Source organism: Methylobacillus draconifructus (genome assembly GCF_045984355.1).
GTDB classification, from domain to species: domain Bacteria; phylum Pseudomonadota; class Gammaproteobacteria; order Burkholderiales; family Methylophilaceae; genus Methylobacillus; species Methylobacillus flagellatus_A.
In genome coordinates, this window is sequence record NZ_JBJQII010000004.1 from 399,172 (window position 1) to 425,371 (window position 26,200).

At 55.5% G+C, this 26,200-nt stretch carries 18 protein-coding genes and 1 tRNA gene; 12 read left to right on the forward strand and 7 right to left on the reverse strand.

What is annotated here, in order from left to right:
- Positions 1 to 9 precede the first annotated feature (9 nt).
- Together ACJSDX_RS10895 and queA are read right to left on the reverse strand one after the other, a co-directional pair.
- Positions 10 to 1,620 (reverse strand): inorganic phosphate transporter, encoded by a 1,611-nt coding sequence (locus ACJSDX_RS10895; protein ID WP_407994753.1) that lies wholly within the window; start codon positions 1,618 to 1,620, stop codon positions 10 to 12.
- Between the two features lie 99 nt (positions 1,621 to 1,719).
- Positions 1,720 to 2,748, reverse strand: a complete 1,029-nt coding sequence (gene queA / locus ACJSDX_RS10900; protein WP_407994754.1) for a tRNA preQ1(34) S-adenosylmethionine ribosyltransferase-isomerase QueA — start codon at positions 2,746 to 2,748, stop codon at positions 1,720 to 1,722.
- A gap of 33 nt (positions 2,749 to 2,781) precedes the next feature.
- On the opposite strand from queA, the gene ACJSDX_RS10905 reads away from it, so the two are divergent.
- From ACJSDX_RS10905 to ACJSDX_RS10930, 6 genes are all read left to right on the forward strand, one after another.
- A tRNA-Leu gene (locus tag ACJSDX_RS10905) sits at positions 2,782 to 2,866 on the forward strand.
- 227 nt (positions 2,867 to 3,093) lie between these two features.
- Positions 3,094 to 3,750, forward strand: coding sequence for a PepSY-associated TM helix domain-containing protein (locus ACJSDX_RS10910; RefSeq protein WP_407994755.1), 657 nt, complete (start codon positions 3,094 to 3,096; stop codon positions 3,748 to 3,750).
- A gap of 10 nt (positions 3,751 to 3,760) precedes the next feature.
- Positions 3,761 to 4,276, forward strand: coding sequence for a DUF2271 domain-containing protein (locus tag ACJSDX_RS10915; RefSeq protein WP_407994696.1), 516 nt, complete (start codon positions 3,761 to 3,763; stop codon positions 4,274 to 4,276).
- 32 nt (positions 4,277 to 4,308) lie between these two features.
- The gene (locus ACJSDX_RS10920) at positions 4,309 to 5,106 is read left to right on the forward strand and encodes a DUF4198 domain-containing protein (RefSeq protein ID WP_309564344.1); all 798 of its coding nucleotides are present in this window, start codon (positions 4,309 to 4,311) and stop codon (positions 5,104 to 5,106) included.
- Positions 5,107 to 5,108: 2 nt separating this feature from the next.
- Positions 5,109 to 6,116 carry an FAD:protein FMN transferase gene (locus ACJSDX_RS10925; RefSeq protein ID WP_407994697.1) on the forward strand — a complete coding sequence of 336 codons (1,008 nt, stop codon included), beginning with the start codon at positions 5,109 to 5,111 and terminating at the stop codon, positions 6,114 to 6,116.
- Complete coding sequence (locus ACJSDX_RS10930) at positions 6,113 to 7,690, forward strand: flavodoxin domain-containing protein (protein ID WP_407994698.1); 1,578 nt, start codon at positions 6,113 to 6,115, stop codon at positions 7,688 to 7,690. Before ACJSDX_RS10925 ends, ACJSDX_RS10930 begins: the two co-directional genes overlap by 4 nt.
- An 88-nt stretch (positions 7,691 to 7,778) precedes the next feature.
- Here the strand turns inward: ACJSDX_RS10930 and ACJSDX_RS10935 are convergent, their stop codons facing one another.
- The 4 genes from ACJSDX_RS10935 to ACJSDX_RS10950 all read right to left on the reverse strand — a co-directional run bounded on the left by ACJSDX_RS10935 (position 7,779) and on the right by ACJSDX_RS10950 (position 14,238).
- A complete protein-coding gene (locus ACJSDX_RS10935; RefSeq protein ID WP_407994699.1) occupies positions 7,779 to 9,137 on the reverse strand; it encodes a GGDEF domain-containing protein in 1,359 nt (452 codons plus the stop codon).
- A gap of 177 nt (positions 9,138 to 9,314) precedes the next feature.
- On the reverse strand, positions 9,315 to 11,570 hold the full coding sequence (locus ACJSDX_RS10940) for a CHASE2 domain-containing protein (RefSeq protein ID WP_407994700.1): 2,256 nt from the start codon (positions 11,568 to 11,570) through the stop codon (positions 9,315 to 9,317).
- A 303-nt stretch (positions 11,571 to 11,873) separates the two neighbouring features.
- A complete protein-coding gene (locus ACJSDX_RS10945) occupies positions 11,874 to 13,505 on the reverse strand; it encodes a FecR family protein (protein WP_407994701.1) in 1,632 nt (543 codons plus the stop codon).
- Positions 13,506 to 13,524: 19 nt separating this feature from the next.
- A complete protein-coding gene (locus ACJSDX_RS10950; protein ID WP_309564350.1) occupies positions 13,525 to 14,238 on the reverse strand; it encodes a response regulator transcription factor in 714 nt (237 codons plus the stop codon).
- Between the two features lie 355 nt (positions 14,239 to 14,593).
- Here ACJSDX_RS10950 and glnK point away from each other — a divergent pair, with 355 nt between their 5' ends.
- The 6 genes from glnK (at position 14,594) to ACJSDX_RS10980 (ending at position 24,118) form a co-directional block, all read left to right on the forward strand.
- Entirely contained in the window at positions 14,594 to 14,932 is a 339-nt protein-coding gene (gene glnK / locus ACJSDX_RS10955) for a P-II family nitrogen regulator (RefSeq protein WP_011478800.1), read from the forward strand.
- 11 nt (positions 14,933 to 14,943) lie between these two features.
- Positions 14,944 to 16,248: an ammonium transporter gene (locus tag ACJSDX_RS10960; RefSeq protein WP_407994702.1), complete on the forward strand. Its 1,305-nt coding sequence runs from the start codon at positions 14,944 to 14,946 to the stop codon at positions 16,246 to 16,248.
- A 199-nt stretch (positions 16,249 to 16,447) separates the two neighbouring features.
- Complete coding sequence (gene zorA / locus ACJSDX_RS10965; protein ID WP_407994703.1) at positions 16,448 to 18,442, forward strand: anti-phage ZorAB system protein ZorA; 1,995 nt, start codon at positions 16,448 to 16,450, stop codon at positions 18,440 to 18,442.
- 5 nt (positions 18,443 to 18,447) lie between these two features.
- A complete protein-coding gene (locus ACJSDX_RS10970; RefSeq protein ID WP_407994704.1) occupies positions 18,448 to 19,158 on the forward strand; it encodes a flagellar motor protein MotB in 711 nt (236 codons plus the stop codon).
- On the forward strand, positions 19,143 to 20,804 hold the full coding sequence (locus ACJSDX_RS10975) for an EH signature domain-containing protein (RefSeq protein ID WP_407994705.1): 1,662 nt from the start codon (positions 19,143 to 19,145) through the stop codon (positions 20,802 to 20,804). The genes ACJSDX_RS10970 and ACJSDX_RS10975 overlap by 16 nt, the downstream gene beginning before the upstream one ends.
- Positions 20,805 to 20,806: 2 nt before the next feature.
- Complete coding sequence (locus ACJSDX_RS10980; RefSeq protein ID WP_407994706.1) at positions 20,807 to 24,118, forward strand: DEAD/DEAH box helicase; 3,312 nt, start codon at positions 20,807 to 20,809, stop codon at positions 24,116 to 24,118.
- Positions 24,119 to 24,164: 46 nt separating this feature from the next.
- On the opposite strand, the gene ACJSDX_RS10985 is transcribed toward ACJSDX_RS10980, so the two are convergent.
- Positions 24,165 to 26,129 carry an acyltransferase family protein gene (locus ACJSDX_RS10985; protein WP_407994707.1) on the reverse strand — a complete coding sequence of 655 codons (1,965 nt, stop codon included), beginning with the start codon at positions 26,127 to 26,129 and terminating at the stop codon, positions 24,165 to 24,167.
- Positions 26,130 to 26,200: the final 71 nt, after the last annotated feature.

The following is a 26,200-nucleotide window of genomic DNA, read 5'->3' on the forward strand; positions in this document are numbered from 1 at the left end:
ATACGTCGATTAAATAAACTGCGAGAACAGCCAGTAAAGCGACCCGGACAGCAGCATCGCCATGGGCAGTGTCAGCACCCAGGCCATCAGCAGGTTGCGGATGGTGCCCATTTGCAGGCCGGAGCGGTTCGCGGCCATGGTGCCCGCCACGCCGGACGACAGAACCTGCGTAGTCGACACCGGCAGGCCGTAGAGGTCGGCTGCGCCGATGGTCAGCATGGCGACGGTTTCCGCCGAAGCGCCTTGGGCGTAGGTCAGGTGGGTCTTGCCGATGCGCTCGCCCACGGTGACCACGATACGCTTCCAGCCCACCATGGTGCCTAGCCCGAGCGCGATCGCAACCGCGATCTTCACCCACAGCGGGATGAACTTGGTGGCCTTGTCGATTTCCTTCTTGAAGGCCATGAGGTTGGCCTTGGTGTCGGCATCCAGGTGCACCGCCTCGGGGTTCTTGTCGATCAGGCGGATGGCTTCCGAAGTCAGGTACATGTCGTTACGCACGTTGGCGACCGCATCCGCTGGCACCTTGGCCAGGCTGCCGTAGCCTTTGACCTGCTCCCCGATGCTGCCGGTGACTGCGGCCAGCGCGGGCAGGAGTTCAGGCGTTGCTTCCTTGGTTCGGATGTAGACGGAAAGGATTTGCAGCGGCTTGTCCGGCGCGGCGCCGGGCGCGGTATTCTGCAGCGATGCCTGGGTGACCTGCGCCACCGCGGCAAACTGGACCGCCTGGTCGGCGGGCATGGCGCGGTTCAGCGCATATGCCATCGGAACGGTACCAACCAGGATCAGCATGATGAGGCCCATGCCCTTCTGCCCGTCATTGGAGCCGTGCGCGAACGAAACCCCGGTACAGGTCAGGATCAGGATGCCCCTGATCCAGGCTGGCGGCGGCTTGTTGCCCTTGGGTTCGCGGAAAAGCTCACGGTTCTTGACGATGGTGCGCAATGCCAGCAGCACGAGCGCCGCGGCAATGAAGCCGACCAAGGGAGAAAGCAGCAGGGAATATCCCACCTTGCTTGCTTGGGCCCAGTCCACGCCGCTGGTGCCGTCGCGGCCATGCATCAGGGCATTGGCGACGCCGACGCCGATGATGGAGCCGATCAGGGTATGCGACGAGGAAGCAGGCAGGCCCAGGAACCAGGTGCCCAGATTCCAGAGGATGGCGGCGATGAGCAATGAAAACACCATGGCGAAGCCGGCGGCAGAGCCGACCTGTAGGATGAGCTCCACCGGCAGCAGGGATATGATGCCGAACGCCACGGCGCCGCTGGAAGCCATGACGCCGAGGAAGTTGAAAAGCCCGGACCAGACCACGGCCACGTTGGCAGGCAGAGAGTGGGTATAGATGACGGTGGCGACAGCATTGGCGGTGTCGTGGAAGCCATTGACGAACTCGAAGCCCAGCGCAATCAGCAGGGCCACGCCCAGCAGGATGAAAGGCAGCCAGGTGGTGGGAGAGGTGTCGGTGTTGCTGACGTCGTGGTTCAGGCTGGCAACGGTAAACAGCAATCCGGCAAACAGGGTGCCAAAAAACAGGATTTGGGTAATAAGGCTGTGCTTCTTGCTCAGCTCCGGGCGACTACTAACGGATTTGCTTGAGTGTAACGCTTTGGTATTCATCAAGAATTTGGTTTTCGCTGGAAGAGCCAGCATTGTGCTGGCGCATTATGACATATTCATGACATTCATGTGTCATTGATATGTGCTTGTCGCATCCTCCTAGTCTTGCCGCTCGATCAGCATGGCATCCCCATAACTGAAGAAACGGTAGCGGGCGGCCACGGCATGGGCGTAAGCGGTGCGGATGTGTTCCACGCCCGCAAAGGCGGAAACCAGCATCAACAGGGTGCTCTTGGGCAGGTGGAAATTGGTGAGCAGGCGCTCCACCACCTTGAAGCGGTAGCCCGGCGTAATGAAGATGTCGGTTTCCCCCTGCCCGGCATGTAGGGTTCCCGACCGCGCCGCGCTCTCCAGCGCGCGCAATGCCGTCGTGCCCACCGCCGTGACCTTGCCGCCGCCGGCCTGCGTTCGTCGTATCAGGTCCACAGTGCTTTGCGGCACGGAATAGAGCTCGCTGTGCATTTTATGCTCGCTGATATTGTCCACGCGCACCGGCTGGAAGGTGCCGGCGCCGACATGCAAGGTGACGTAGGCGATGTTGACGCCCAGGCTTCTCAACCCTTCCAGCATGGCATCGTCGAAATGCAGGCCGGCCGTGGGAGCGGCAACGGCTCCCGGTTCGCGTGCGTACACGGTTTGGTAGCGCTCCTCGTCGGCGCTTTCGGCATCGTGCGTGATGTAGGGCGGCAGGGGCAGGCTGCCGTGCCGCTCCAGCAAGTCCAGCAGGGGTATGTCGCCCAGGATTCTCAAATGGAAAAGATCGTCATGTCGCCCCACCATCTCGGCCTCAAACGCATCTGCAATGCGCAAGATATTGCCGGGCTTGGGCGCACGGGATGCGCGGACATGGGCCAACGCCTCGAACGGCCCGGTCACGCGCTCGACGAGAACCTCCACCTTGCCGCCGCTGAGCTTTTCGCCATGCAGCCTGGCCTTGATGACGCGGGTGTCGTTGAAGATGAACAGGTCTCCCGGTTTGACCAAGTCCGGCAAGTCGAGGAATAGCCGGTCGTCCAGCCTGCCCGTATTGCCGTCCAGCTGAAGCAGGCGGCTCCCCCTGCGTTCCTTGGCGGGAAATTGGGCGATCAGGTCGTCAGGCAAGAAAAAATCGAAATCAGTAGTGCGCATTGTCATAAGGGTTGCTATAATGCACGCCTTGTTGCCGGGGTGGCGGAATTGGTAGACGCAGCGGACTCAAAATCCGCCGCCGCAAGGTGTGGGGGTTCGAGTCCCCCCCCCGGCACCAATCAGGCAATATTCTCCTAAAAAAATCCCTTGTTGTTCTGTAAGTTGGTCGTTCTTTTTCCGCGTCGGCATGCTGCCGTCTGGCGGAGGCCGGATTATACCGGACCTTGTGGCAACTTGCCTTCGCTTCATTACACTTCTTTACATTTATCCGACATTCTTTTGCGTGCAGGCGCCATGCTTGATACGGTCGAGGTGATAGTCTTTGCTATAATGAGATAAATTCTCATTCATCGGGCTCGCCAGCGTTCGTACGTTGACATGCAAAGCAACCAAGCTCAAAAGACACGCTCATTCTGGCTCAAGCATCTATATCGCTGGCATTGGATCAGTTCCGCCATCTGCCTGGTCGGCATGTTGCTATTCGCCGCGACTGGCCTGACGCTCAATAATGCGGGCCGGATCGAGTCCGAGCCGGTGGTTACCAAGAAAAACGGACAGCTTCCCGCCCCGTTGCTGCCAAAGCTGCAGCAATCGCAACCTGACAATGCGCCCTTGCCCAAGGTGATTGCGGACTGGATGGCCGGCGCGCTGGACATCGAGGCTGGTGAGGGGGCCGGGGAATGGTCGGAGGACGAGGTCTATATTTCCCTGCCGCGCCCGGGCGGAGATGCCTGGGTGGTGATCGACCGGGCAAGCGGCGAGTTGAATTACGAGCTGACCGAGCGCGGCTGGGTTTCCTATTTCAACGATCTGCACAAGGGGCGCAATGCCGGGCTGGCGTGGAGCTGGTTCCTGGATGTGTTTTCCGTTATGGCGCTGGTGTTCTCGATCACCGGCCTGTGCCTGCTGCACATGCACGCGGGCAACCGTCCGTTCACCTGGCCGTTGGTGGGCCTGGGCCTGGTTCTGCCCCTCATTCTGGCAATATTATTCATTCATTAAGGAGAGCTTGATGCGATACGCAGTAATTCCGGCCTTGCTCGCGGCCATGTTTGCCGGTACCAGCCATGCGGCCGGACTGGACGTCAAGGTGACGATCCCCAGGATCAACGCCGCCGAGTACCACCGCCCCTATGTGGCGATCTGGGTGGAGACCCCCAACCAGGATATCGCGACCACCTTGTCCGTCTGGTATGCGAAGGACAAGGCAGACAACAAGGGCACCAAGTGGCTCAAGGATTTGCGCCAGTGGTGGCGCAAGGGCGGGCGCGACGTGAATATGCCGCTGGACGGCGTTTCGGGCGCAACCAAGCCGGTGGGCGAGCATACGCTTTCCTATACCGAAGGCAAGGCGCCCTTGGAGAAGCTGGCTGCCGGGGAGTACAACCTGGTGGTCGAAGCCTCGCGCGAGAAGGGCGACCGCGAACTGGTGCGCGTCCCGTTCAAGTGGCCGGTGCAAAAGGCGGAAAGCCTGAAGGCCAGCGGCGAATCGGAGTTGGGCGCGATCAGCCTGGAACTGAAGCCTTAATTTCCCTTAATGACAATGGAATCCTGATTGATATGAAACCTATAACATATGTATTGGCTGCTCTCGCGGCCTTGAGTGCAAGCGCTGTTCACGCCCATGGCTATTGGCTGTTGCCATCGAGCACCGTGTTGTCGGCGCCGCAATTTGTCACTTTCGACGCTGCAGTTTCCAACGACCCTTTCCACTTCAACCATCGTCCATTACAGATCGACGAACTGAAGATCGTCGCGCCGGACGAAAGCCTGCTGCAGCCTGCCAATGTCAGCAAAGGCGAGCTGCGCACGACCTTTGATGCCTATTTCGAGAAGAACGGTACTTACCGCTTATCCTTATATCGAGAAGGAGTGCGCGCCTTCTGGAAGGAGGGCGACCAGCCCAAGCGTTTCATGGGTTCTGCGGAAGAGTTCCAGCAGCGCGTGCCCGCAGATGCCAAGGACCTCAAGGTGTCGGAAATCGCCAACCGGCTCGAAACTTATGTGACCGTGGGTTCTCCGAGCAAGATCAAGACTGTCGGACGCGGCCTGGAGGTTGTGGCCGGCACGCACCCGAACGACCTTGTGGCGGGCGAGCCATTGACCCTGCAATTCCTGGTGGACGGCAAGCCGACGGCGGGGGTCGAGGTCGAGGTCATCAAGGGCCAGACCCGCTACCGCAACCAGAAGGGCGAGCAGAAGCTCAAGACCGATGCCAACGGCAAGGTGACGATCAACCTGCCGGAAGCCGGCCTCTACTGGCTGGATGCGGACTATAGTGACAACAAAGTGCAAACCAAGGTGGCCAAGGAGCGCAGCCTGGCCTATGTGCTGACGCTGGAAGTACTGCCGCAATAGGCATGCGGCAGGTATTGATCCCGCAGCGGCTTGCGGATTTGCCGCGCGAGCTGCCCAGCGGCCGCATTGTCACGCTCAGCGGCGAGACCATGGGGACGACTTGGTCCGTTCGCTATGTCGAAGCAGCGGGGCTCACGGAGAATATAGTGGCAGAAGCGGTGGAAGCCGCGCTTGACCAGGTGGTGCAGCAGATGAGTACCTGGTTGGAGGATTCGGCGATCAACCGGTTCAACCACGCTGCGCCAGATACGGAAATGCTGGTGCCGGCGGAGTTTGCCGCAGTGCTGTCCAAGGCGCTGGCAGTGGCCGCGCAGACCGACGGCTGCTTCGATCCCACCCTGGGGAACCTGGTCAACCTGTGGGGGTTCGGCCCCCGTCAGGCGCAGGAGTTGCCGCCGACGCAAGCCAGCGTCGATGAGGCGTTGCGGGAAAGCGGTTGGAAAAGGCTGCAATTCGACCCTGTCCGGCGAGCGCTGAAGCAGCCTGGAAAGCTCGCCCTGGATTTTTCCGGCATTGCCAAGGGCTTCGGCGTGGACCAGGTTGCCGCGGCGTTGCGCCAGCATGGCGTGCAGCATTATCTGGTGGAAGTCGGCGGCGAGTTCTACGGGCATGGCATCAAGCCGGACGGGCAGCCCTGGTGGGTAGCGTTGGAGCGTACGCCGGAAGCCTCCATGCTGGATGACTATGTGGTGGCCATGCATGGCTTGGGCCTTGCGACCTCCGGCGACTATCGCCGTTATTTCGAGCACCATGGGCGACGCTATGCCCATACCATCGATCCGCAGACCGGCTGGCCGGTTGCCCGGCCCCCGGTTTCCGTCAGCGTGCTGGCAACCAGCTGCATGGAGGCCGACGCGTTTGCCACGGCCTTGACCGTCATGGGCCTTGAGCGTGGCCTGGCGTATGCGCAGACGCATGACATCGCCGCCTTGTTCACGATAGAGACGCAAGCTGGCAAAACCAGCTTGGTGCAGCAGGCATCGCCCAAGCTGCAGGAAATGCTGCAGTGACGCGGGCGCATGCTTTCTTGCTCAGCCTGTTGCTCAGCGGCGAGGCGCACGCCGCCGTGAACAACCCCGCTTTCAACCGCTATGCGCTTGCCATGGGGGTATGCGTAGCTTACCTGGCATTTTGTTTCTGGATCATCAAACGCCATCGGCAACTCCCGGCTGCCTCGGCGACGGTGCCGGCTGCCGATGGCGAGACAGTGCTGGTGGGCTATGCCAGCCAGGGCGGCTACGCCCGCGAGCTGGCATTGAAAACGGCCGCATCCCTGCAAGAGGCGGGCGTCGCCGCACAGTGCCTGGCGCTGGATGCGATTGATGCCGCCGCGCTGGCAGCGGCCCGCCGCGCATTGTTTGTCGTCAGCACCACGGGCGAGGGCGATCCTCCCGACAATGCCCGCGGCTTTGTGCAGGATGCCATGACGGCAACGCCGTCGCTCGCGCATCTGCAATACGGCATCCTGGCGCTCGGCGACAGCAGTTACGCCAATTTTTGCGGTTTCGGCCATCAACTCGATGCCTGGCTGCAGCATGTGCATGCATTGCCCTTGTTCGACCTGGTGCAGGTGGATGCGGGCGATGCCGGGGCATTGCGCCACTGGCAATATCAGCTGGGCTTGCTGGCAGGCAGCACCGAGATGCCGGACTGGGAGGCGCCGCAATACCAATCTTGGCGCCTGGTACTGCGCCAGCAATTGAATCCAGGCAGTTCCGGCGCGCCGGTTTATCATTTGGCCTTACGTGCCGAGTCGACCAGCACGACATGGCAGGCCGGCGATATTGCCGAAATCGGGCCGCGCCATCCCCCGCATGAGGTGGCACATTTCCTCGCGCAGCTGGCATTGGACGGCGCGGCTATGGTGGACAGCAGGTGCCTGAACGATTGGCTGCAGGAGCGCCTCCTGCCCCACGCGGAATCAGAAGTAAAGGCGCTACGGGGCTTATCGCCTGATCTGCTGTTGCAGCAATTGCGTCCCTTGCCTCACCGTGAATACTCGATTGCCTCCTTGCCCGGCGACGGTCAGCTGGAGTTGCTGGTACGGCAGGCATCATATGCCGATGGGCGGCTGGGCCTGGGGTCTGGCTGGCTCACGCAATATGTCGATCTAGGCGGCACGGTGGCATTGCGTATTCGTGAGAATGCGGCCTTCCATCCTCCCGCAGAAGACCGGCCATTGATCCTGATCGGCAACGGCACCGGCATTGCCGGATTGCGCGCTCACCTCAAGGCTCGCGCAATTTCTTCGAACGCACCCAACTGGCTGCTGTTCGGCGAGCGCAACGCGGCGTATGACTTTCATTTCATGGATGAGATACGCGCCTGGCACTCCAGCGGCGTCTTGACCAGGCTGGATACCGCATTCTCGCGCGACCAGGCGGAGAAGCGATATGTGCAGCATGTGCTGGCTGGACATGCCGGCCTGGTAAAGGAATGGGTAGGGCAGGGCGCCGCTATTTACGTCTGCGGCAGCGCCAACGGCATGGCGCAGGAAGTACATGCGGTCTTGCTGCACGCCCTGGGCGAAGATGCCTTGACCCAGCTTGCCTCCGACGGCAGGTACAGGCGGGATGTGTATTGATGCCTGCGCCTGCCATGGTATAAAAAGCATGCCTGGAAAAAACGGGGGTTGGACGGACGCCAGGCATGCGCGAAACATTGAGCGCTCTCTAATGCGGCGACATGACTCCCGGTGGAAATAGGGATTTGCTCCAGGCCAGGCTGTGCGCCAGGTCCTTGTAGCGCACGATGCGGTTCCTGCCCAGGCGCTTGGCGGTATATAGCGCGAGATCGGCCTGGGACAGCAACTCGTTGATGGAGCGGTTTTCGTAAGAATCTTCCCAAGTGGCATGGCCTATGCTCACGGCGACCTTGCGGTGGCCTCCTGCCGATATCTTGAGTTTCTGGATCGCCAGGTGCAGTTTCCGCGCGATCGCATGGCAGCCTTCCGCCGTGCTGTTGGGTAGCAATACCACGAACTCCTCGCCGCCGAAGCGGGCGACAAAATCCCCAGGGCGCTGCATGTTGGCGTGCAGGGTCTGGGCAATCTTCTTCAGGCATTTGTCGCCCTTGATATGTCCGAACTGATCGTTGTATTCCTTGAAGTGGTCGATATCCACCATGAGGATGGATAGCGAGCTGTTATTGCGCTGCGCACGCCGCCATTCGAGCGCAGCGGTGTCGTCGAAGTAGCCGCGGTTGTAGATGCCGGTGAGGCTGTCCTTGTGGGCTTTTTCCAGGAGCGCGGAATGCGAGTCCGCCAGGTCGCGGGAGAACTGGCTGAGCTGCAGGATCAACACGGCGAGCAAAGTGGTGGAGGAAAACAGGCTGAGCAGCTGTGCCATGTACCAGTTTGCGCTGAACGGGGTGCTGTCTATCAGCAGGTGCGAGACATGGCACAGATGAGAAAGCGCCGCGATGGACAGGAAAATCGTGACCAGCTTGTTGTCGCTGCAAAATGTGCGCACCAGGGCGAAGGTAGCGGCTGCCATGATCCAGCTGCCCCAGTCCAGCGGCGCGGTGACGATAGGCGCGCTGCTCATGATGGCGGAAAACAGATTGCCGGAATTGAGCGCCAGCATGTAGAGGATGATGCCGAGCAGCGGAGTGAGCATGAACGGCACTGTGTTCTTGCCGAGGCTGATGCGGTTCAGTTGCGGGAAGGAGTCGGCCGCCTTGCGGAATACCATGGCAATGATGATGAAGCCGCAGAAACCGAACTGCCAGTATGCCCCCCAGTTGGACATGGTGCTGGATGAGACGGCAGCGGTGTTGACAGGCGCGACAGGCGACCCATGCATCGAGATCAGGCTGGTGATGGCTGCCAGGGCATAGATGGCATATGCGCCAGCCAGCGGCACCAGGAAGAACTGCTTCTGGATTTTGAACTGCAGCAGCAGGAGCAGGGCGGTCGTGGTGGTGCTGAGCACGACGAGGGTGGCGACGGCGGGGGCGAATGCCGCCAGTTGCGGCCATGGCCGCGTGGCGTGCAGCATGGCGAGCAGGCTGGCCGTGATGAGCAACAACATGAGAATCCGCGTTGTCCAGCGTAATCGGGATGAAACTGTTTGATGCAGGATGGCGTCCATCGCCTCCCCTTCGCTTGATGTACTTTTTGGCCTGGCGCTATCTTGCAATAGCCGGGTGCCTTGTCATAGCGATCTGACAATTGTTGACAATTGTGGCGTACCCGCCGGGATACGGCCTTAAGGATGCTTGGGAACGAGGATGCTGAAAGTGCTGCCTGCGCCGGGTGCGCTGGTGAGGTGCACCTCGCCCTGGTGGCGGGTAGCGACAGCTTGGACAAAGGCCAGGCCCAGGCCGGTGCCTTCGATATGGGGATGGCTTTGCTGGTGGACGCGGCTGAACGACTGGAATAGTTGCGCCTGTGCTTCCGGGCTGATGCCGATGCCGGCGTCCTCCACCGCGATGCTCCAATACCTGCCTGCCGAGCGGATGCTGCATGCGATGGTGGAATGGTCAGGGCTGAACTTGATGGCGTTGCTCAGCAGGTTGGCGATGGCGCGCTTGAGCATGGTGCTGTCGACGCAGGCATGCGCTTCCGGCGGCGTGCCGGTCAACTCTATGGTGATGTCGCGCGCATAGGCGAGGATCCAGGCATCGTCGATCGCCTCATGCAGCAGGTCCGCCAGGTTGATGTCGTTTAGCTGGTAATGGCCGGATTTGGCCCGCGTCAGCTGCACGAAGTCATCCGCCAGCGTCAGGGCGTTGTCGGCATGTTTTTCTATCATGCCCAGCCAGCGCTCCTCGATTTTTTCCGGGGTCAGTTTCTGCAGCTCGACCAGGGAGATGATGGAAGACAAAGGCGCGCGTATGTCGTGCGTGATGAAGCGGAAGGCCTCGTCGCGGTCCTTTTCCGCCTGCCAGAGCTTGGAAACGTCGATGATGCTCAATATCCAGCCGATATGCTGTTCGGCGGCATCCCTGCAGGGCGCGAGCTTGACGAGCAATTCGCGCTGTTTGTCGTCCTGCGCCTCGACCTCGATTTCGAGCTGGGCTTGCAGAATATCCGTGGTGATGACGGGCTGGTTGCCCTGCTTGTCCTGGATATGCTGCAACAACGGCAGCAATGGTTGCTGCTGCAGCATGGCTGAGGTATCGACGCCGAAGTATCCGGCAGCCGCCTGGTTGGCGATGCGGATGATGCCGTCGGGATCGCAGATCAAGGTGGGGTCCGGCAGCCCGTTGACGCTGTCGCTGATGAAGCGGTGCATGCCTTGCAATTGGTGGGTGGCTTCGTGCAAGGCGTTGATGCGCTTGTCGAGGAAATCATGGAACGCAGCGGGAGCCTGCGGTATCGACAGCATCGGGAAGTCGCGCTTGAAGGATTCGAATTCCGCCGCCAGGAAGCGGGCGGCGGTATCCAGGCGGTGCCAGCTCCAGAGCGGATAGATCAGGATCAGCCCGAGCGCCCCTGCCGACGGCGCCAGCAGGATGCCGAACACGATGGCGACCCCATAAGTGAGCAAGAGCAGCAGGACGAGCAGCGAAAAGCTGAGTAGCAGCGCGGACAGCGGGCTCAGCAGCATGAAGCCAAGCAAGGCCATGCTGACAAATGCAAGGTTGAGCGCGGTGTTCTGCCAGGGGCTGGCAGGCGCGAGCATGCGATTGCTCAACTGGCTCTCGAGGATGTTGGCGAGGATTTCAACGCCCGGCATCAATTGGCCGTCGCGCGAGACCGGGGTGGCGTATTGATCGCCGATGCCGGTGGCGGTGGCGCCCACCAGCACCAGCTTGCCCTTGAATGTGTCGTCGGGAATCCTGCCCTCGATCACATCGCGGTAGGAGACGCGGGGAAAGTAGCCTTCCTTCCCTGCGTAAGGGATCAGCTGGGCGGCGGGGTGCTGCAAGCCCATCCGCTGGTTGGGACGTTCGGCGGCGTCCAGTATGGCCCTGCTGAAGTGGGGATATTGCACCCGGTCCGTCGATTGCTGCATGAGCGCGGAGCGCACCACCCCGTCGTAATCCACCTGGATATGGACATGGCCGAGAGTGGCCGCCTCTTTTGCCAGCATGGGGGCGGGCGCCTGCACGTGGCGGGTTTGCCCGGCTTCTCTGAATACGACAGGCAGCGTGACCACGCCGCTTTGCCTGACGGCTAGCGCCAGCAGCTGATCTTCCTCCGGATGCTGCAGGTCAGGCTCGCTGAACAGGATGTCGAGGCCGATGGCGGCCGGCTGTTGTTCGCTGATGCGGCTGACCAGCTCCGCATGCAGGCTGCGGCGCCAGGGCCAGCGGCCGAACGTGGCGATGCTGTCGTCGTCGATCGCCACGATCACCACCTTGCCAGTCAGCGGATGCTGCTGGCTGGCGATGATGAAGTCCTGGACCAAGTCATCGGCAATGGTGAGGGTGCGCTGTTGGGACAACACCGCTATCAGGACCAGGATGATCCCCGAAATCAGCAGCCAGAGCCGCTTGCTGTATAAGAGCCTGTTCACGATCTTTTCATCGGGCACGCATGGTGCCAACGTGTCCGGGCAAGACGCAGGCCGCAGGCAATGCTGATGCCTTGCCAAGGTTGCAACGCGGAGCGGGCGCGTGTTGGGTCCATGCCCTTCGGGTCGCCCCGGAAGCGCAGCCGCTGCTGCGTTGCAAATCCTCGCCGGGCAATGAGCACGGCTGCGGTGTGCGCCTTGTATCGACTACACTGCCGGGAGCAACGTGCCCGATGAAAAGATCGTGAACAGGCTCTGAGGGGGCCGAAGATCGCGTCGTCGAGGGCATGCGGTGCGTAATAGTGCTCAGGGCCTGGGTTTGTCGAACCAGGTGCGGTCGAAGCCGTCGTCGTTGTGCTCGACCTCGATGATGCGGGCATCGGAGAACGGCCCGGTCTGGTTTTCCAGTTTGGTGGCGATCCTGACGTAATAGCGTCCAGGGGGCAGTGACTGGATATTGATGTTCGGGCCATCCAGCGCCTGTTCGGCCGCCAGGGATTCAAACTGGGGCGTGCGGCTGACCTGGGCGATATAGCGGATATCCTGCAGCGTGCTGGTCCAATAGGCTTGCCCGGGGATGGCGAGCGGTGTGCCGGCATCCTCGCTGATGGTGATGTCGGCTGGCTGGCTGTATGGCCCTTGGCGCATGCTATCCTGGGCGGTCTTTGAGGCGACTCGCCAGTAATACCTCCCTTCTGCAAGAGATCCGAGCTGGTATTGGCAATGGTCCAGATTATCGGCATCCACGACAATCTGCTGGAAATCGCGGTCGCTGGCAATTTGCAGGCGATAACCCTGTGCGCCTTCCACCGGCGTGCAACGCAGGATGCTGTCGCCGGCAACGATTTGTCCCTGCTGCGGCGCCAAGAGCCAAGGGCTGGAAGGATGGCTGTGGATGGCGAAGCGGTGCTGGGCTTCATAGCCTGCAATGCCATGGATATCCAGCGCACGGACTGCCAGCAGGTATTCTCCATCCTGCAGGCTGGGAAGCGCCGCACGGGCAGAGTCCGACGCCGCATTCCACAACACCTTCTCCATGCCTTCGTCCTGGGCGACCCGGTACTGGTATTCGCGGCTGCCGTCCAGGGACGGCCAGCTGAATTGCAGGAGCTCCGGCTCGGGAAGCGTGGATGGCAACTGGCTCAAGTCTGGCGCCGCCAGCAGCGTTTGCACTTCTCCGAGGCCGCTGCCGCTGGCCGCAATGCCTTGCCCGGCTTGCAGTACAGTCCCGGGCTTGGGTCGGCCTGGTTTCGCCTGTTGCATTTCCACCTGGCCCTGCGTCACGCTGGTGGTGGAGGAGTCGCCAGCCCCTACGGTGAAGCGGGTACCGCGTACGGCGGCCACTGCCTGCGGCGTGATCACCTTGAAATGGTGCGGGTTGCGACTTGGGGCAGGTGTCACCGAGATGTCCATGTCGCCCTGCTCCAGATAGATGACCCTCTGGCCTTGCGGCACCAAGCCGCCTTCCTTGATGCGGTCCAGGCGGATACGGGTATTGGACAGGATGCGGGCAACGCTGTTGTCGGCAAACTCCAGCGACAGGTAGCTGTTCTGGCCGGTGCGCACGATATTGCCTTCGGCCAATTGGTCGCCCCGGCTGATGCTTTTGATTGGGTTGCCCGCGTTGTCGAGCAGCAATACCTCGCCATGGACGAAGCTTGCGGTGACTGCGCTGCTGAGCTTGGGGATGAGCAGGCTGGCGCCTGGCCTCAGGCGGTGCGGGTTGGAAATGCGGTTGAGTTTCTGGATATCCGGCCAGGCAAGCGGGTCTCCCATATAGCGGGCGGCAAGCTTGTAAAGGCTGTCCCCGGGTTCTACGGTGTGGCTGACCGTATCGGCCTGGGCCGACGCGTGGGCGGCCAATGCAAGCCCCGCCAGGAAAGCCGGCCGCCAGCGAGATCGCCATGGCGAATTCCCTTTATTGCGCACTGCGTTCATGTGATCCCCGATAAAATGATTAAGTATTCTCTTCCAGTAATGGCACCAGCGTATCGCTCTCGAGCCGGTAGCCCATGCCGTAGACCGCGGCCAGCTTGTAGCCGTTGTTGGGGTGCAGTTTCAGCTTGGAGCGTATCGCTGAAATATGCGTGTCCAATGTGCGGGTTTGCAGGTCCACCGATTGCATGCCCCAGATCTGTTCCTGGATATGCTGGCGCGACAGCAGGCGCCCCTGGTTCTGGAACAGGAACAACGCCAGTTCGAACTCCTTGTTCTTGAGAGTGACCGGTATGCCGTTATGCTCGAAGCGTTGCTGCGCCACATTGCATTTATAGTTGCCCCAGACGAATTCCTGCTGCGTTTGCTGCGGGTAGAGCCGGCGCAGGAGCGCGTTGATGCGGGCGTGCAGTTCGCGCACGCGGACCGGTTTGCTCATGAAGTCGTCGGCGCCGGAGGTGAGGCCATGCACTACGTCGCGCTCGTCGCTGCGGTTGGTGATCATGAGGATGGGAATGGCTTCCTTGAGATTGGCGCGTACCCATTGCACAATTTCCGGGCCGGAAGTGTCGGGCAGCTCCCAATCCAGGATGAGGAAGTCGAAGGTTTCGTGCTGCAATGTGCGTAACAAGGATTTGCCATCATTGAAAGTGTGGCAGTCATGTCCCAGTGACACTACAGTTTTCTCTATGAGCTCCAGTTCCGAGTTGTTGTCATCCAAGGCAGCAAAACGCATTTCTTTTCTTTCCTTTTTTGCATTATAGGCGCGCATGACGGAAACATGCCAAGCCATTGCGGCAATATCACGCACCACCATAGCCAATCTTATACCGCCGCCCTTCAGGGAGATTGTCAACAAATGTCAACCGCTCGGCTTGCATGGGGTGCACATTATTGGTGCATTGCGCAATTGTTGTGCATCGAAAACCGGCTGTGGAATGGCATGTGCATATCATTTTTTTGTATGCTTTTGAAAATAAAAAGAAATTAATGCTGGCACAAGAGTTGCTGAACATCGGCTGTTCTAACGAAACAAATGAATATGCCAGGACTCTGGTGATTATCAACAATCTTTGATGCAAGGAGCATGTATGAAATTCATATCCGCTATCATCAAGCCTTTCAAGCTTGACGAAGTGCGGGAAGCTCTTTCCGCTATTGGCGTACAGGGGATTACCGTCACCGAGGTGAAGGGATTCGGACGCCAAAAGGGGCATACCGAGCTTTACCGCGGCGCTGAATATGTGGTGGATTTTCTTCCCAAAGTGAAACTGGAGGTCGCCATTGAAGACAGCTTGCTGGATCAGGTGATTGACGCAATCGAGCAATCTGCCAGCACCGGGAAGATCGGGGATGGCAAGATTTTTGTCTTTGATCTTGAACAGGCTTATCGCATCCGCACCGGTGAAACCGGCGGCGATGCGCTTTGAGGGAGGGCGTCATGAAGCGATTCTTATCCATTTCCACCTTGCTGGGCGGCATGCTGGCGGCAGGCTCCTGTATGGCAGAAGAAGTAGCCGCGGAAGCACCAGCAGTCTTGAACAGCGGCGATACCGCCTGGATGATCGTGGCCACCGTGCTCGTCATCATCATGGCCGTGCCCGGCCTCGCGATCTTCTACGGCGGCATGGCACGTTCCAAAAACATGTTGTCGGTATTGATGCAAGTGCTGGTGACATTCTCCCTGCTGTCCGTACTGTGGGCGGTATATGGCTACAGCCTGGTCTTCACCGAAGGCAACGCCTTCATCGGCGGCCTGAGCAAGGCGTTCCTGGCGGGCATTACGCCGGACAGCCTGGAAGGCACCATTCCTGAACTGCTGTTCGTCACCTTCCAGATGACGTTCGCGGCCATTACCCCGGCCCTGATCGTCGGCGGTTTTGCCGAGCGCATCAAGTTCTCCGCGGTCCTGTTGTTCATGGTGCTGTGGATGACGTTCTCCTACCTGCCCATGGCCCACATGGTCTGGGGCGGCGGCTGGATCGGCGAAATGGGCGCAGCCGACTTCGCTGGCGGCACCGTGGTGCACATGAACGCCGGTATCGCAGCCCTGGTGGGCGCCCTGGTGTTGGGCAAGCGCATCGGCTACGGCAAGGAAGCCATGCCTCCGCACAATATGGTTTTCACCATGGTCGGCGGCTCCCTGCTGTGGGCTGGCTGGTTCGGCTTCAATGTCGGCAGCGAACTGGCTGCTGACGGCATGGCTGGCCTGGCGGTAGTCAATACCCAACTGGCAACCGCTGCCGCTGTCGTCGGCTGGGTGATTGCCGAATGGCTGAGCAAAGGCAAGCCTTCCATGTTGGGCGCGATTTCCGGCGCGATTGCCGGCCTGGTTGCGATCACCCCTGCTTGCGGCTTCGTAGGCCCGATGGGTGCGATCGTACTCGGCTTCATCGCCAGCCTCATCAGCTTCTGGTCCGTCACCAAGCTCAAGAACGCACTCGGCTACGACGACACCATGGACGTGTTCGGCGTCCACGGTATCGCCGGTATCGTCGGCGCGCTGGGCACTGGCATCTTCATGGCGCCATCCCTGGGCGGCGTCGGTTACGACGAAGGCGTGACCATGGGCCACCAGTTCTACGTACAAGCCGTATCAGTTGGTTTCACCATCGTTTATGTCAGTATCGTGACTTACATCATCCTCAAGGTCGTTGATCTGTTGGTTGGTCTGCGTGTCTCTGAAGAAGATGAGCGCGAAGGCCTGGATACTGCTTCCCACGGTGAGCGTGCTTACCACTCTTAAAAATGGCCTGATGTTTTAGGCAACAAAAAGCCCGGCATATGCCGGGCTTTTTTCGTTGTGTTGACTCATTTGAAAGTAAGCTTGATACTTTGGGAGAGAGGAGTAATGGAATGGCTCTCTGCATACGAAAGTATTCTAAGTAAGCTCTAATTCTAATAAAAACTTCAGTTTTTAATAAATCATAATATCGGGGATTTGTATGCTGTCTTATATGGCCCAGTACTGGCATATCACATTGGTTGCGGTTGTTTTACTAGGCATTGCGTTTGGTTTTATACGTAACTTTGTTTTTCCAGCAAGAAAGTTAGGGGAAGAACTTAAGCAAGCTATCGCAGGCCTTGATTTAGTTAGAGCTGAGAATGGGGAGAAGAATTTTACTGCTTTAGAGCGTGTTAAAACTGAAGCTATGATTAATTCACAGCTAGAACACAGTTGGTCTGAGTTTACGGAAACTCTTCATCCTCAGACAAAAACTAATGAGCTTGGTCAGGATGAGGTAGTACGTTGGCGGGCCACTGCTTTAGCGGAAACATTTTTCAGTGATCGGGTCATTGTTGAAACCCCACTCAATGCAGAGTTTTATAAACATTTACCTGGAATTCTCACCGGTATTGGCATTATTGGTACTTTTCTTGGGCTCATCTTTGGATTAATTCATTTTGAGGTGTCGAGTGATCCAGGAGCTGTGCGACATAGTTTGGAAACATTAATCCAGAATGTAGGTCATGCATTTATAGTGTCTGGATCAGCTATTTTTCTAGCAATGTTGTTTACATGGGTTGAGAAGTCATTAATTACTGCAAGATTCAAGCAAGTTGAGAAGTTGTGTGTTTTGCTAGATAGCATGTTTGATGCAGGTGCTGGAGAGGAATACCTAGCTCGGTTAGTCGAATCCTCTGAAACCTCAGCAACACAATCAATGCAGATTAAAGATGCCTTGGTGGCCGACCTAAAAGACATCCTCGCTGAAATGACGCGTCAACAGGTTGAGGCGATGACGCTGAACAATCAGCAACTCTCAACGACCATGGCACAGACGCTGACGGATAGTCTTAAGGAGCCGATGTCACGTATTTCTACGGCAGTTGAGCGAGTAGGAGGTAATCAGGGAGAGGCAGTCAATAGGTTGCTCACAGATGTTCTTTCCAGCTTCACTGCGCAAATGCAGGATATGTTTGGCGATCAGCTACGTGGTATGAATGATGTCCTGAAGCAAACCTCCCAATCCATTCTGGAAGCTGCTGGAAAATTTGATCAGCTTTCTGCAGGCTTACAAGATGCAGGAAAGGGCGCAGTCGATGAAATGGCGAAACGGATGGATGATGCGCTGGCCAGTATGGATAGACGCCAACAGGAAATGGATGCATCAATCAATGGATTCCTTGATGCCATACGCGCACAGGTAAGTGATACCCAACATCAAACTTCCGAGCAGTTATCTAGCATGCTGACTTCGTTAGGCACGCAAACCGCAGGTTTGCTGGATACCTTGCAAAGTCAAAGTCGCCAGGCAAGTGAAGCACAAGTACAGCAGCAAAAAAGATTTGAAGAGCAATCGCAACAAACGCTTGATGATCTTGCGGACAATGTTGATAGTCTGACGGATGCGGTTGAAGGGGCTACTCAGGCAATGCAATCTGCTGTGGCTTCATTGACAAACTCTACGCGTGATTCTGTTGAAAAAATGAATGCGGGCGCACGTACATTACATGCTGCATCCGAGTCATTGAGTCAGAACATGAATGGCATGAGCGTTGTGGTGGAGAAGGTTGGTGGAACGGCCGAGCAGTTGAATTTGGCTGCTCAATCTGTCAACGGGGCGACGCAGGCGGCTATTCAAGTTATCAATGATTATCGTGCAACACGCGATGTGTTTGCTTCCATGGTGTCCGATCTCAAGCAAACGGTTGAAAATGCGCGTCGAGATGCATCCCTCACTTCTGAAATGCTCAATCAGATTGATAGTGCCACACAAAAATTGATAGCTGCACAGCTGGAAGCTGAACACTATCTGGAGGATGTGAGTAGCGTGCTTGCAGATGCGCATGATGAATTTGCAAAAAATGTTACCAGTACTCTACGTAAAGGGAATACCGATTTCCATACGGAGCTAGCAACTGCAACCAATCATCTCAGAGGTGCAGTGCAAGACTTGGGTGATACCTTAGATACTATCGCTGTGAAGAAAGGCTGATCATCATGCTGGGAATCAGATTACCAGTGCGTAAAAAAAGCAGTGATGAAGCGGAAAAACCTTTCTGGATATCCTTTTCTGATTTGATGTCAGCTTTGATGGTGCTGTTTATGGTTGCGATGACAGTTGTTTTGTTGGCGGTGACCCAGGAAATTTCGAAAGAGGAAAAGGAAAAAGCCCAGCGTGAGGAGGAAATTGACACGTTGATGGGAAAGATTAGAGAAGCCACTCAAGATTTCCCCGGCATTTCTGTTTCTGGACGTGTGGTCGATTTTGGAGACCGCGCTCGTTTTGATACCAATAGTCATCATCTATCTGTGGATCAATCATTGTTATTGCGCGAGGTGGTGCTGAAGATATTGCAGGTGGCTGGAGACCCTCTAGGTCAGAAGTGGTTAAAACGTGTTGTTGTGGAAGGCTTTGCCGATAGACGCGGCACTTATCTGCATAATCTGAATTTAAGCCTGCAACGCTCCCAGCGTGTGATGTGTGTATTGTTGGCCCCGGAAACCAATGATGCCTTGCTGCATGATGCAGATATGCGTTTAGTGCGTGAATTGTTCATGATGGGAGGTTCATCGTTCAATGGATTTAAGGATTCATTGGATGAAAGTCGCAGAATTGAGCTTAGGCTTGAATTTCTGGATATAGGTGAGCAGCGTCCATCTACTCGTGATTTACCCTTGGATGAGAAACCGCGATGTCCGCTGAACTGACACCATCACTTGCGGCATTACAGCAACGCCTGAAGGCCTCCCTTGAGTCTGGTTTCCGCCATGAGGTATGGGGGGCACCGCAAGCAATGACCAAGGTGCTAGCCAGTATCAAGGCACAGTTTGATGTGATGCATGTTGCTGGCAATGAGCGTTCAATTGCACAGGCGTTGTATGTTTTCAAAACAACAGGTGATCTCTCAAACTTTATTGAACTGAAATATGCATGTCTTGGAATTTCCCAGTCAATAGGGAAGGATGAGTGGCAGCTGATTGAAGATAACGCCTTGTTCCAGGTTTTTCTTCAACGGGTAGATAAGGAGCAAGCGCAGCTCCGTCGATTCCGCAAATGTTACCAGGCGTTGATATATAGCTATTTCAGTTTTGATCTCTATGCCAATTCCACAGGGGCTACAAAACAGAATTGGCAACTATTGCAGCAATATCTCAGAGAACGGCTTGATGTAGCACTGTCTGCATCCCATCAACCGAATTGGCTCAAGGTGTTGTCTGACCATCGCAACTTGCTGTCTGATGATCCATGTGGACGCTATGCCGCATCTTTGTTGAAAGGAAATTCAAGCGAGTTGCAGTCTATTGGTGATGCCATTGGTTTTGGAAAAAGCTCTTGGGTTTGGCAGCAGGCAATGCTAGCGCATACACAAGCCGTCATTGCACGAAAGATTGATAACGATTTCCGGGAGGTGATGGAGCCTTTACTTGAAATTTTGTCTGGCAAAGGGCCAGTGGTTCTGAGTCCTTCAATTATTTCTCAATGTGTGGCGTTGGTATTGGTGCGTTATACCTATTGTGTTGAGCGACCGGAACATCCGGTGCTGCGTGATATTGCGGTCAATGCGTTTGGCAACCCCTGGCTGAAAAAAGTGGCATGGGACGCGGAGGTTGGGAGCGAAGCAGCCAGGAAAATGGTGGATGGCTGGCTAAAGGCACGCCTGATTACAGATTTCTTTGCGTTGTTGTCTGAAGAGGGAGCAACCGATGAAAGGCGACTTAAATACTGGCTTAGGTTTTCTGAAGCGATTGAAGATATGTGGTTTGTATTAGGTTCCACTGCTCGCAATAATAACTCACCTGAATTCCGGGAAATGCGCAAGCGGATGGATGGGCGGATGCATTATCTCGAAGGGTCTGGGAATACTGGGGACAATAATGCGTTCATTATGCGAATTGGCTCTTTGATGGCTGTGGAGTTCGGTTTGGATGGAAATGCTTGCTATATTTTTCAACATGATGATTTCAAGGTGGATATGAGCCGGCGTTTTATTGATATCGCAAATTTGAGAGGAAGTAATAATATTGCGCGTCTGATTCATCGTGGAGTCTGGGAGCCAAAATTTGATAAATGGATATGCCCAAGAGTGAGTTGGTATCCTGAAAGAAGTGTGAATGGCGCTCGCCGAGAGGTCAGCCAACAATACTCCGCTAAGTCATCTATTTCTAATGAAGCATATTTGGAAATATCCGATTTAAGGCGCATCGAAAAATTGTTTGATGTCAGGATCAACGATTTGAGACAGAAAGGCGGTGCGATTTGGGTATTGGCTCAGGATGGCAATACTGACCTGAATGAAGAGTTGATACGTCTTGGATTTAAGTATAAGTCGCCTAAGGGGTGGTGGAGAGAATAGTCATGTTGAATCGATTTTTTGGCAGGAAAAATAGTGCTGCCAGTACCAGCCTTCAGGTTAAACGCACATTCACAAACGAGGGCATCGCTTATTCCCTGGATGGAGAAACGCCAATAGCTTGGCTATCTACACCATTCGAGTTTGATACACATAGCGAGCTGGGTGCATTGCTCGCACAGTTGCTTGAAGAGGGCTATGTTTCGTTGAGTGCTGAGCAAGTAATGCTGTCGTGGTCAGCGTTATATCGTTTGCTTGATGATTCTGAATATACGAATAGCCTTCGCATTCTTGACTTGCCACCGCCGTCTCCAATCCGTCCTGTTTTATCGAATAGAGGAGCAATCACGGATCCTGATTTCTCCATTATTTTGGCAGGCTGGGCAGATGATAGTAACGTGACGATTACGCCATCTCCTCAAATTACCGGGGCCATCGCTGTAATGCATGGTCGGCAATATCTTTTGTCCCGTCAGGCTTGGCAGGCAATGTTGGAAATTGCGGCTTTTCATCAGCGTGTACAAGCCGAAAGAACACCAGAAAGTAATCGACGTGCTTGGGGACGAATTCGGGCAAAGGCGATTGAAGCAAAAGGAAGTCTTTCTGACTTTCTGAAAACAACAGTGATTCTTACCCCCGAAAAGCTGGATTTGCATCTAGTTAAGTCAGGGAGCCAAGAGGCAAAAACACTTGAAGTGATTCCGACCTTCAAAGAGGCACCAACACGCTGGATGGAGATGTTTGACCGATTTTCCAGCGTTCAGGATCGTTACGATATTCCCGATGGTGAGGAAATAGTGCAGGTGATCGTTTCACCTGAGGCGAAAACTGTGCTTAACGAAATTAAGCGTATGCCAGGAAGGCGTGTTTCCGGCATGCGGGCAGAGGCATTCATTAGAAATCCTTTTTCTCTTTTGGGACCAGACGCCTCATCTGTCATTGATGCCGAGCAATTTGAACACGCTCGACTGGATGCTGACCTGGTTTTTCAGCATTTCACTCCTTTGGTTGAGAGGGATGTTGAGGGGAAGTTAACGAAGGTAGCATTGCTGATTGAGGAGGATAGGATTGGAGGATTTTCAAGTGAAGAGTATGTATTTCAGAACCCATCAGAACTTGACCAGTTTAATAAAAAGTTGGCTGACCGCATTGCCAGAGAGGCGCAATGTCTGGTGTGGAATGGATATGAACTCGAGATTCTTGGGGATACTTGTCAATATTTAAAACAGCTACAGAATATACATGATGAGCTGACTGCATCTGATCAGCATGAATTGCTAGATATTTTTGACCTTTCTAATTACTCCGCTCGTATTGAGGGGATTGGTAATGAACAGCAGTACTCCTCTCCGTTTATTGCAAGAAAAAATGATGAAACCAGCTGGTTTCCAGACAATGTAATTTTTGGTTTGCAGTTTTTGTCTCCCGGCCAGGAAACTCCGTTTACCTTGCCGATGGATGTTGAGCAGATTCATCAGTTTGAATCAATGGTTGAGGATGCAAAGCGTACTGAAAAGTCAGACGTTGTTATACCTGATTATCCGCATCCTATTCCACTGGTAGAGGCACAAGGTCTGATACAAGCTTTCCGTCGAGCACAAGAAGATATTAGTGGTGGAAGATTCAAACCAACTGAACATAAAAAGCTTGAGCCGATAGAGCGCAAGCATCTTGTCTTGAAATCTAATATTGATAAGGTTGAGTATGAGGAAGAGCATAGAGAAGAGTTGTTAGCACTGCCACCTGAGGCCCAACCTTACTTACCAAGTACACTGAAACAAGGTGTCACGCTGAGAGACCATCAGTTACATGGTGTGTGTTGGTTGCAACATTTGTGGCGGTTGTCACCTATGCATTGCCGAGGCGCATTGTTGGCTGATGATATGGGGCTTGGAAAAACGATCCAGTTATTAACATTTATTGCTGGAGTGCTTGAAGACAATCCAGAAATAAAACCTATATTGATTGTGGCCCCCGTGGCACTTTTAGAAAATTGGAAAGAGGAAATAGGTAAGTTCTTCACGCCTGGTGCCTTGCCAGTACTGACTCTTTATGGCCGTGATCTAGCTGAAAAAAGATTGCCGAAAGCTGATTTTGACCGGACTTTGTTGGATCATGGCATTACTAGTTTATTGAAGAAGAACTGGCTTGGTGATGCAAAGGTAGTGCTGCTCACTTATGAAACATTACGTGATCTAGAGTTTTCGTTGGCGGCTCAGCCATGGTCAATTATGGTCTGTGATGAGGCTCAAAAAATTAAGAATCCCAATGCAATGGTGACACGTGCTGCTAAAAAGCAGAATGTCCAGTTCCGGATCGCTTGTACCGGTACTCCTGTTGAAAATACGCTGACCGATTTATGGAGCTTGTTTGATTTTATTCAGCCAGGATTGTTGGGCTCATTGTCTGCATTTGGTCAACAATATACCAAGCCTATTGAGAGCGATGATGGAAACAGTGAGCGGGTTGAAGAGTTAAGGATGATTATCAAACCTCAATTGCTGCGCCGGGAAAAGAAGGATGTGGCTAAGGATTTGCCCGCAAAGATTATTGATCAGTCTTGCCGTCAGCTAACAATATCTGCCAGACAGCGTGAGCTATATGCGCGAGCAGTTTCGATGCTCCGAAAGTCCGACAATACAAATGGCTCTATTCATTTAGGAATGTTGCAGTATTTCCGCAGGTTATGTTCTAACCCATTAATAGAAGCCGAGCACCAGGCAGATATAGTATCTGTTCAGCAGATCCTGCAAGACTCGCCTAAGATGAATTGGCTAATGCAAGAGTTGAGGAGCATTGAGGAGGTTAATGAAAAGGTGATTGTGTTTTGTGAATTCCGGGATTTACAAAGAACTTTGCAACGATGTATAGCTACTTATTTTAAAGTGTCTCCTGATATCATTAATGGAGATACCAGTTCCGCGGCAGATCATGCTGAAAGCAGACAAAAACGTATTCGATCTTTTCAGGATAAACCAGGCTTTGGTGTGATTATTCTATCGCCACTGGCGGTAGGATTTGGGGTCAACATTCAGGCTGCCAATCATGTCATTCATTTTACGCGTACCTGGAACCCTGCAAAGGAAGATCAAGCTACAGATAGGGCATATCGTATTGGTCAACAAAAGGATGTGTGGGTTTATTATCCAGTCGTTACTGCTCATGATTTTGTTACATTCGACCAAAAACTTGATGAGTTGTTAGAGTGGAAGCGAAACCTGTCGGCAGACATGCTTACGCCTAGCGGTGATTTGAGTTTTTCTGATTTTCTTGATATTCAGAATGTTGATGGTAGCCAGATTTTTGAAAAAGCGTGACTTGAATAAGAGTTCACTTGATCTGTGCTAAGTATTTGCATGTGTATTAATGATTGAGGATAGGACTGTAGTCAGCAAGAGTTTTCCTGGCACCGGCTAGGCTAAGATGATTGTCGTCGTAATATAAGGCTTCACCATCAATTGCAGCTGCGCAGCCATCGGTACAAAGTTGTTCCCCCGGCTTGATGGCATGAAGGCGCTCGCCATAGGGCAGGCTATCCAGCTTTTTCAGGATGAAGGCATGCCGGGCAAGGTAGAAATCCTGGCTGGTCATCTGCCCAAGGTCTTGCGGCGGTGCCGTGTGCAGGATGGACATTGGTGTGACTGCCTTGGTGATATCCATGGGCAGTTCCGGGATGGGGTACACGACATGCACATCCTTGCCAGCGGCGAGCAGGCGGTCTATGGTGGCTTTCAGGCTTTGCCAGTACTCCTCCCGGAGTTCCTCGCGGCTCATGCCCGCATATTCGGCCGTGAACTTATTGACCGGGCTTTTATCCGGCAATGACGGATAGTGTTCCAGATTGCCGAACAGGGCGCGGGTGTAGCTGAAGCCGATCAATACATGCAGAATGTCCTTCCGTTGTTCCAGGTGGGCAACGGCTTCGCGCATCCAGGCGCTGCACCCAGGCTCCTTGGCCTCGAACAGCAGGGCGGGAGGGCAGCCGCTGAAGCTCAGGTGCAGCAGGCCTTCGTCCCGTTGTTTCAGTTTTTCTCCCAAGGCATAGGCCAGTTCCACCGTGTGGCTGTCGCCCAGCGTGGCCCACGTAATGCGCTTGCCGAAGTATTCGCATGATTGCGCCGGTTTCAGGTAATCGGTGCCGCTGGTGTGGCATTCCTCCCGTAACGGACTGCCGACGGCACTGGTCATGAGTTCCGGCTGCTCGAAGCGATCGGGAAAGCCCTTGCCCTGCATCCCAGCCAGTCCCGCTGCCAGCATCACGCCTAGCGCCACGCCGGAAAACTGGAAGATGCGAGCGCGGGAGTAGCGCTTCTTATTGCGGAAGGGCTGTTCCACATAGAAATAGCTGAGGATGGCGAGCAAGAGGGCGAGCGCAATCGCGACGGCGAACATGATGACGCTCGGGTCGGACGCGCTTTTCATGCGCATGAAGGCAAATAGCGGCTGGTGCCAGAGGTAGAGCGAGTAGGAAATCAGGCCAATGCCGACCATGGCACGGCTGCAAAGCAGTTTTCCCACCGCGCCGGCGGGGTCGCAAAACGCGATGATGAGGCAGGCGCCCAGCACGGGGATAAGGGCGTACAGGCCGGGGAACGGCGTTTGCTGGTCCAGCAGAAAGACCGCGCCGACAATCATGGCGAGCCCGGTCCAGGCCAGGCCGTTGCGCATGCCTTGCTTGAGGCTGTTCCATTGCTCCGGCCTGAGCAAGGCGAGCAGGGAGCCTGCCAGCAATTCCCAGGCACGGCTGAAAATGAGGTAGAAGTTGGCATCGACCGCGTTCTGCCGCAGCAGGTATTCCGACACAGCCAAGGAGGCCATGGCCAGGATCAGCATTACCCAAGTGATACTGATGCGGCGCACGAGCCAGAGCCCGGCAAGCAGCAGCGGGAACAGCAGGTAATACTGCTCTTCCACCGCCAGGCTCCAGGTGTGGAGCAGGGGCTTTTCTTCCGAGGCCGTGGAGAAGTAGCCGCTGCTGAGGTAGAAAAACACATTGGAGCCGAATGCGGCTACCGATATCAGGCTGCGCGCATAGTCGTGCAGCAGCGAGGGCGGCATGAGGAAAAATGCCGCTACGCTGGTGGCGAGCAATACGACTGCCAGGGCGGGCAAGATGCGGCGCGCGCGGCGTTCGTAGAAGTTGATGATGGAAAAGCGTTGCTGCTCGAGCTCGCCGAGCAGAATGGAGGTGATGAGGTATCCGCTGATGACGAAGAAGACGTCAACGCCGACATAACCACCGCTGAAACCAGAAAAACCGGCATGGAAGAACACCACTGCCAGCACTGCAACTGCACGTAAACCGTCTATCTCCCGCCTGTATTTCAAACCGCTCCTTTCGATCCGCTCTTGCTCTTGTTGCAAGGTGTGACAATGAGCGCAGCATGAAATTCAGCTCG

Excerpts from the sequence above, each read along its gene's own strand:
- ACJSDX_RS10920 (WP_309564344.1), top strand. The coding sequence starts at position 4,309 with ATGAAACCTATAACATATGTATTGGCTGCTCTCGCGGCCTTGAGTGCA.
- ACJSDX_RS10925 (WP_407994697.1), top strand. The coding sequence starts at position 5,109 with ATGCGGCAGGTATTGATCCCGCAGCGGCTTGCGGATTTGCCGCGCGAG.
- ACJSDX_RS10950 (WP_309564350.1), bottom strand. The coding sequence starts at position 14,238 with ATGCGTTTTGCTGCCTTGGATGACAACAACTCGGAACTGGAGCTCATA.
- zorA (WP_407994703.1), top strand. The coding sequence starts at position 16,448 with ATGCTGTCTTATATGGCCCAGTACTGGCATATCACATTGGTTGCGGTT.
- ACJSDX_RS10960 (WP_407994702.1), top strand. The coding sequence starts at position 14,944 with ATGAAGCGATTCTTATCCATTTCCACCTTGCTGGGCGGCATGCTGGCG.
- ACJSDX_RS10945 (WP_407994701.1), bottom strand. The coding sequence starts at position 13,505 with ATGAACGCAGTGCGCAATAAAGGGAATTCGCCATGGCGATCTCGCTGG.
- ACJSDX_RS10970 (WP_407994704.1), top strand. The coding sequence starts at position 18,448 with ATGCTGGGAATCAGATTACCAGTGCGTAAAAAAAGCAGTGATGAAGCG.
- ACJSDX_RS10935 (WP_407994699.1), bottom strand. The coding sequence starts at position 9,137 with ATGTTGTTGCTCATCACGGCCAGCCTGCTCGCCATGCTGCACGCCACG.
- glnK (WP_011478800.1), top strand. The coding sequence starts at position 14,594 with ATGAAATTCATATCCGCTATCATCAAGCCTTTCAAGCTTGACGAAGTG.
- queA (WP_407994754.1), bottom strand. The coding sequence starts at position 2,748 with ATGCGCACTACTGATTTCGATTTTTTCTTGCCTGACGACCTGATCGCC.
- ACJSDX_RS10975 (WP_407994705.1), top strand. The coding sequence starts at position 19,143 with ATGTCCGCTGAACTGACACCATCACTTGCGGCATTACAGCAACGCCTG.
- ACJSDX_RS10915 (WP_407994696.1), top strand. The coding sequence starts at position 3,761 with ATGCGATACGCAGTAATTCCGGCCTTGCTCGCGGCCATGTTTGCCGGT.
- ACJSDX_RS10895 (WP_407994753.1), bottom strand. The coding sequence starts at position 1,620 with ATGAATACCAAAGCGTTACACTCAAGCAAATCCGTTAGTAGTCGCCCG.
- ACJSDX_RS10980 (WP_407994706.1), top strand. The coding sequence starts at position 20,807 with ATGTTGAATCGATTTTTTGGCAGGAAAAATAGTGCTGCCAGTACCAGC.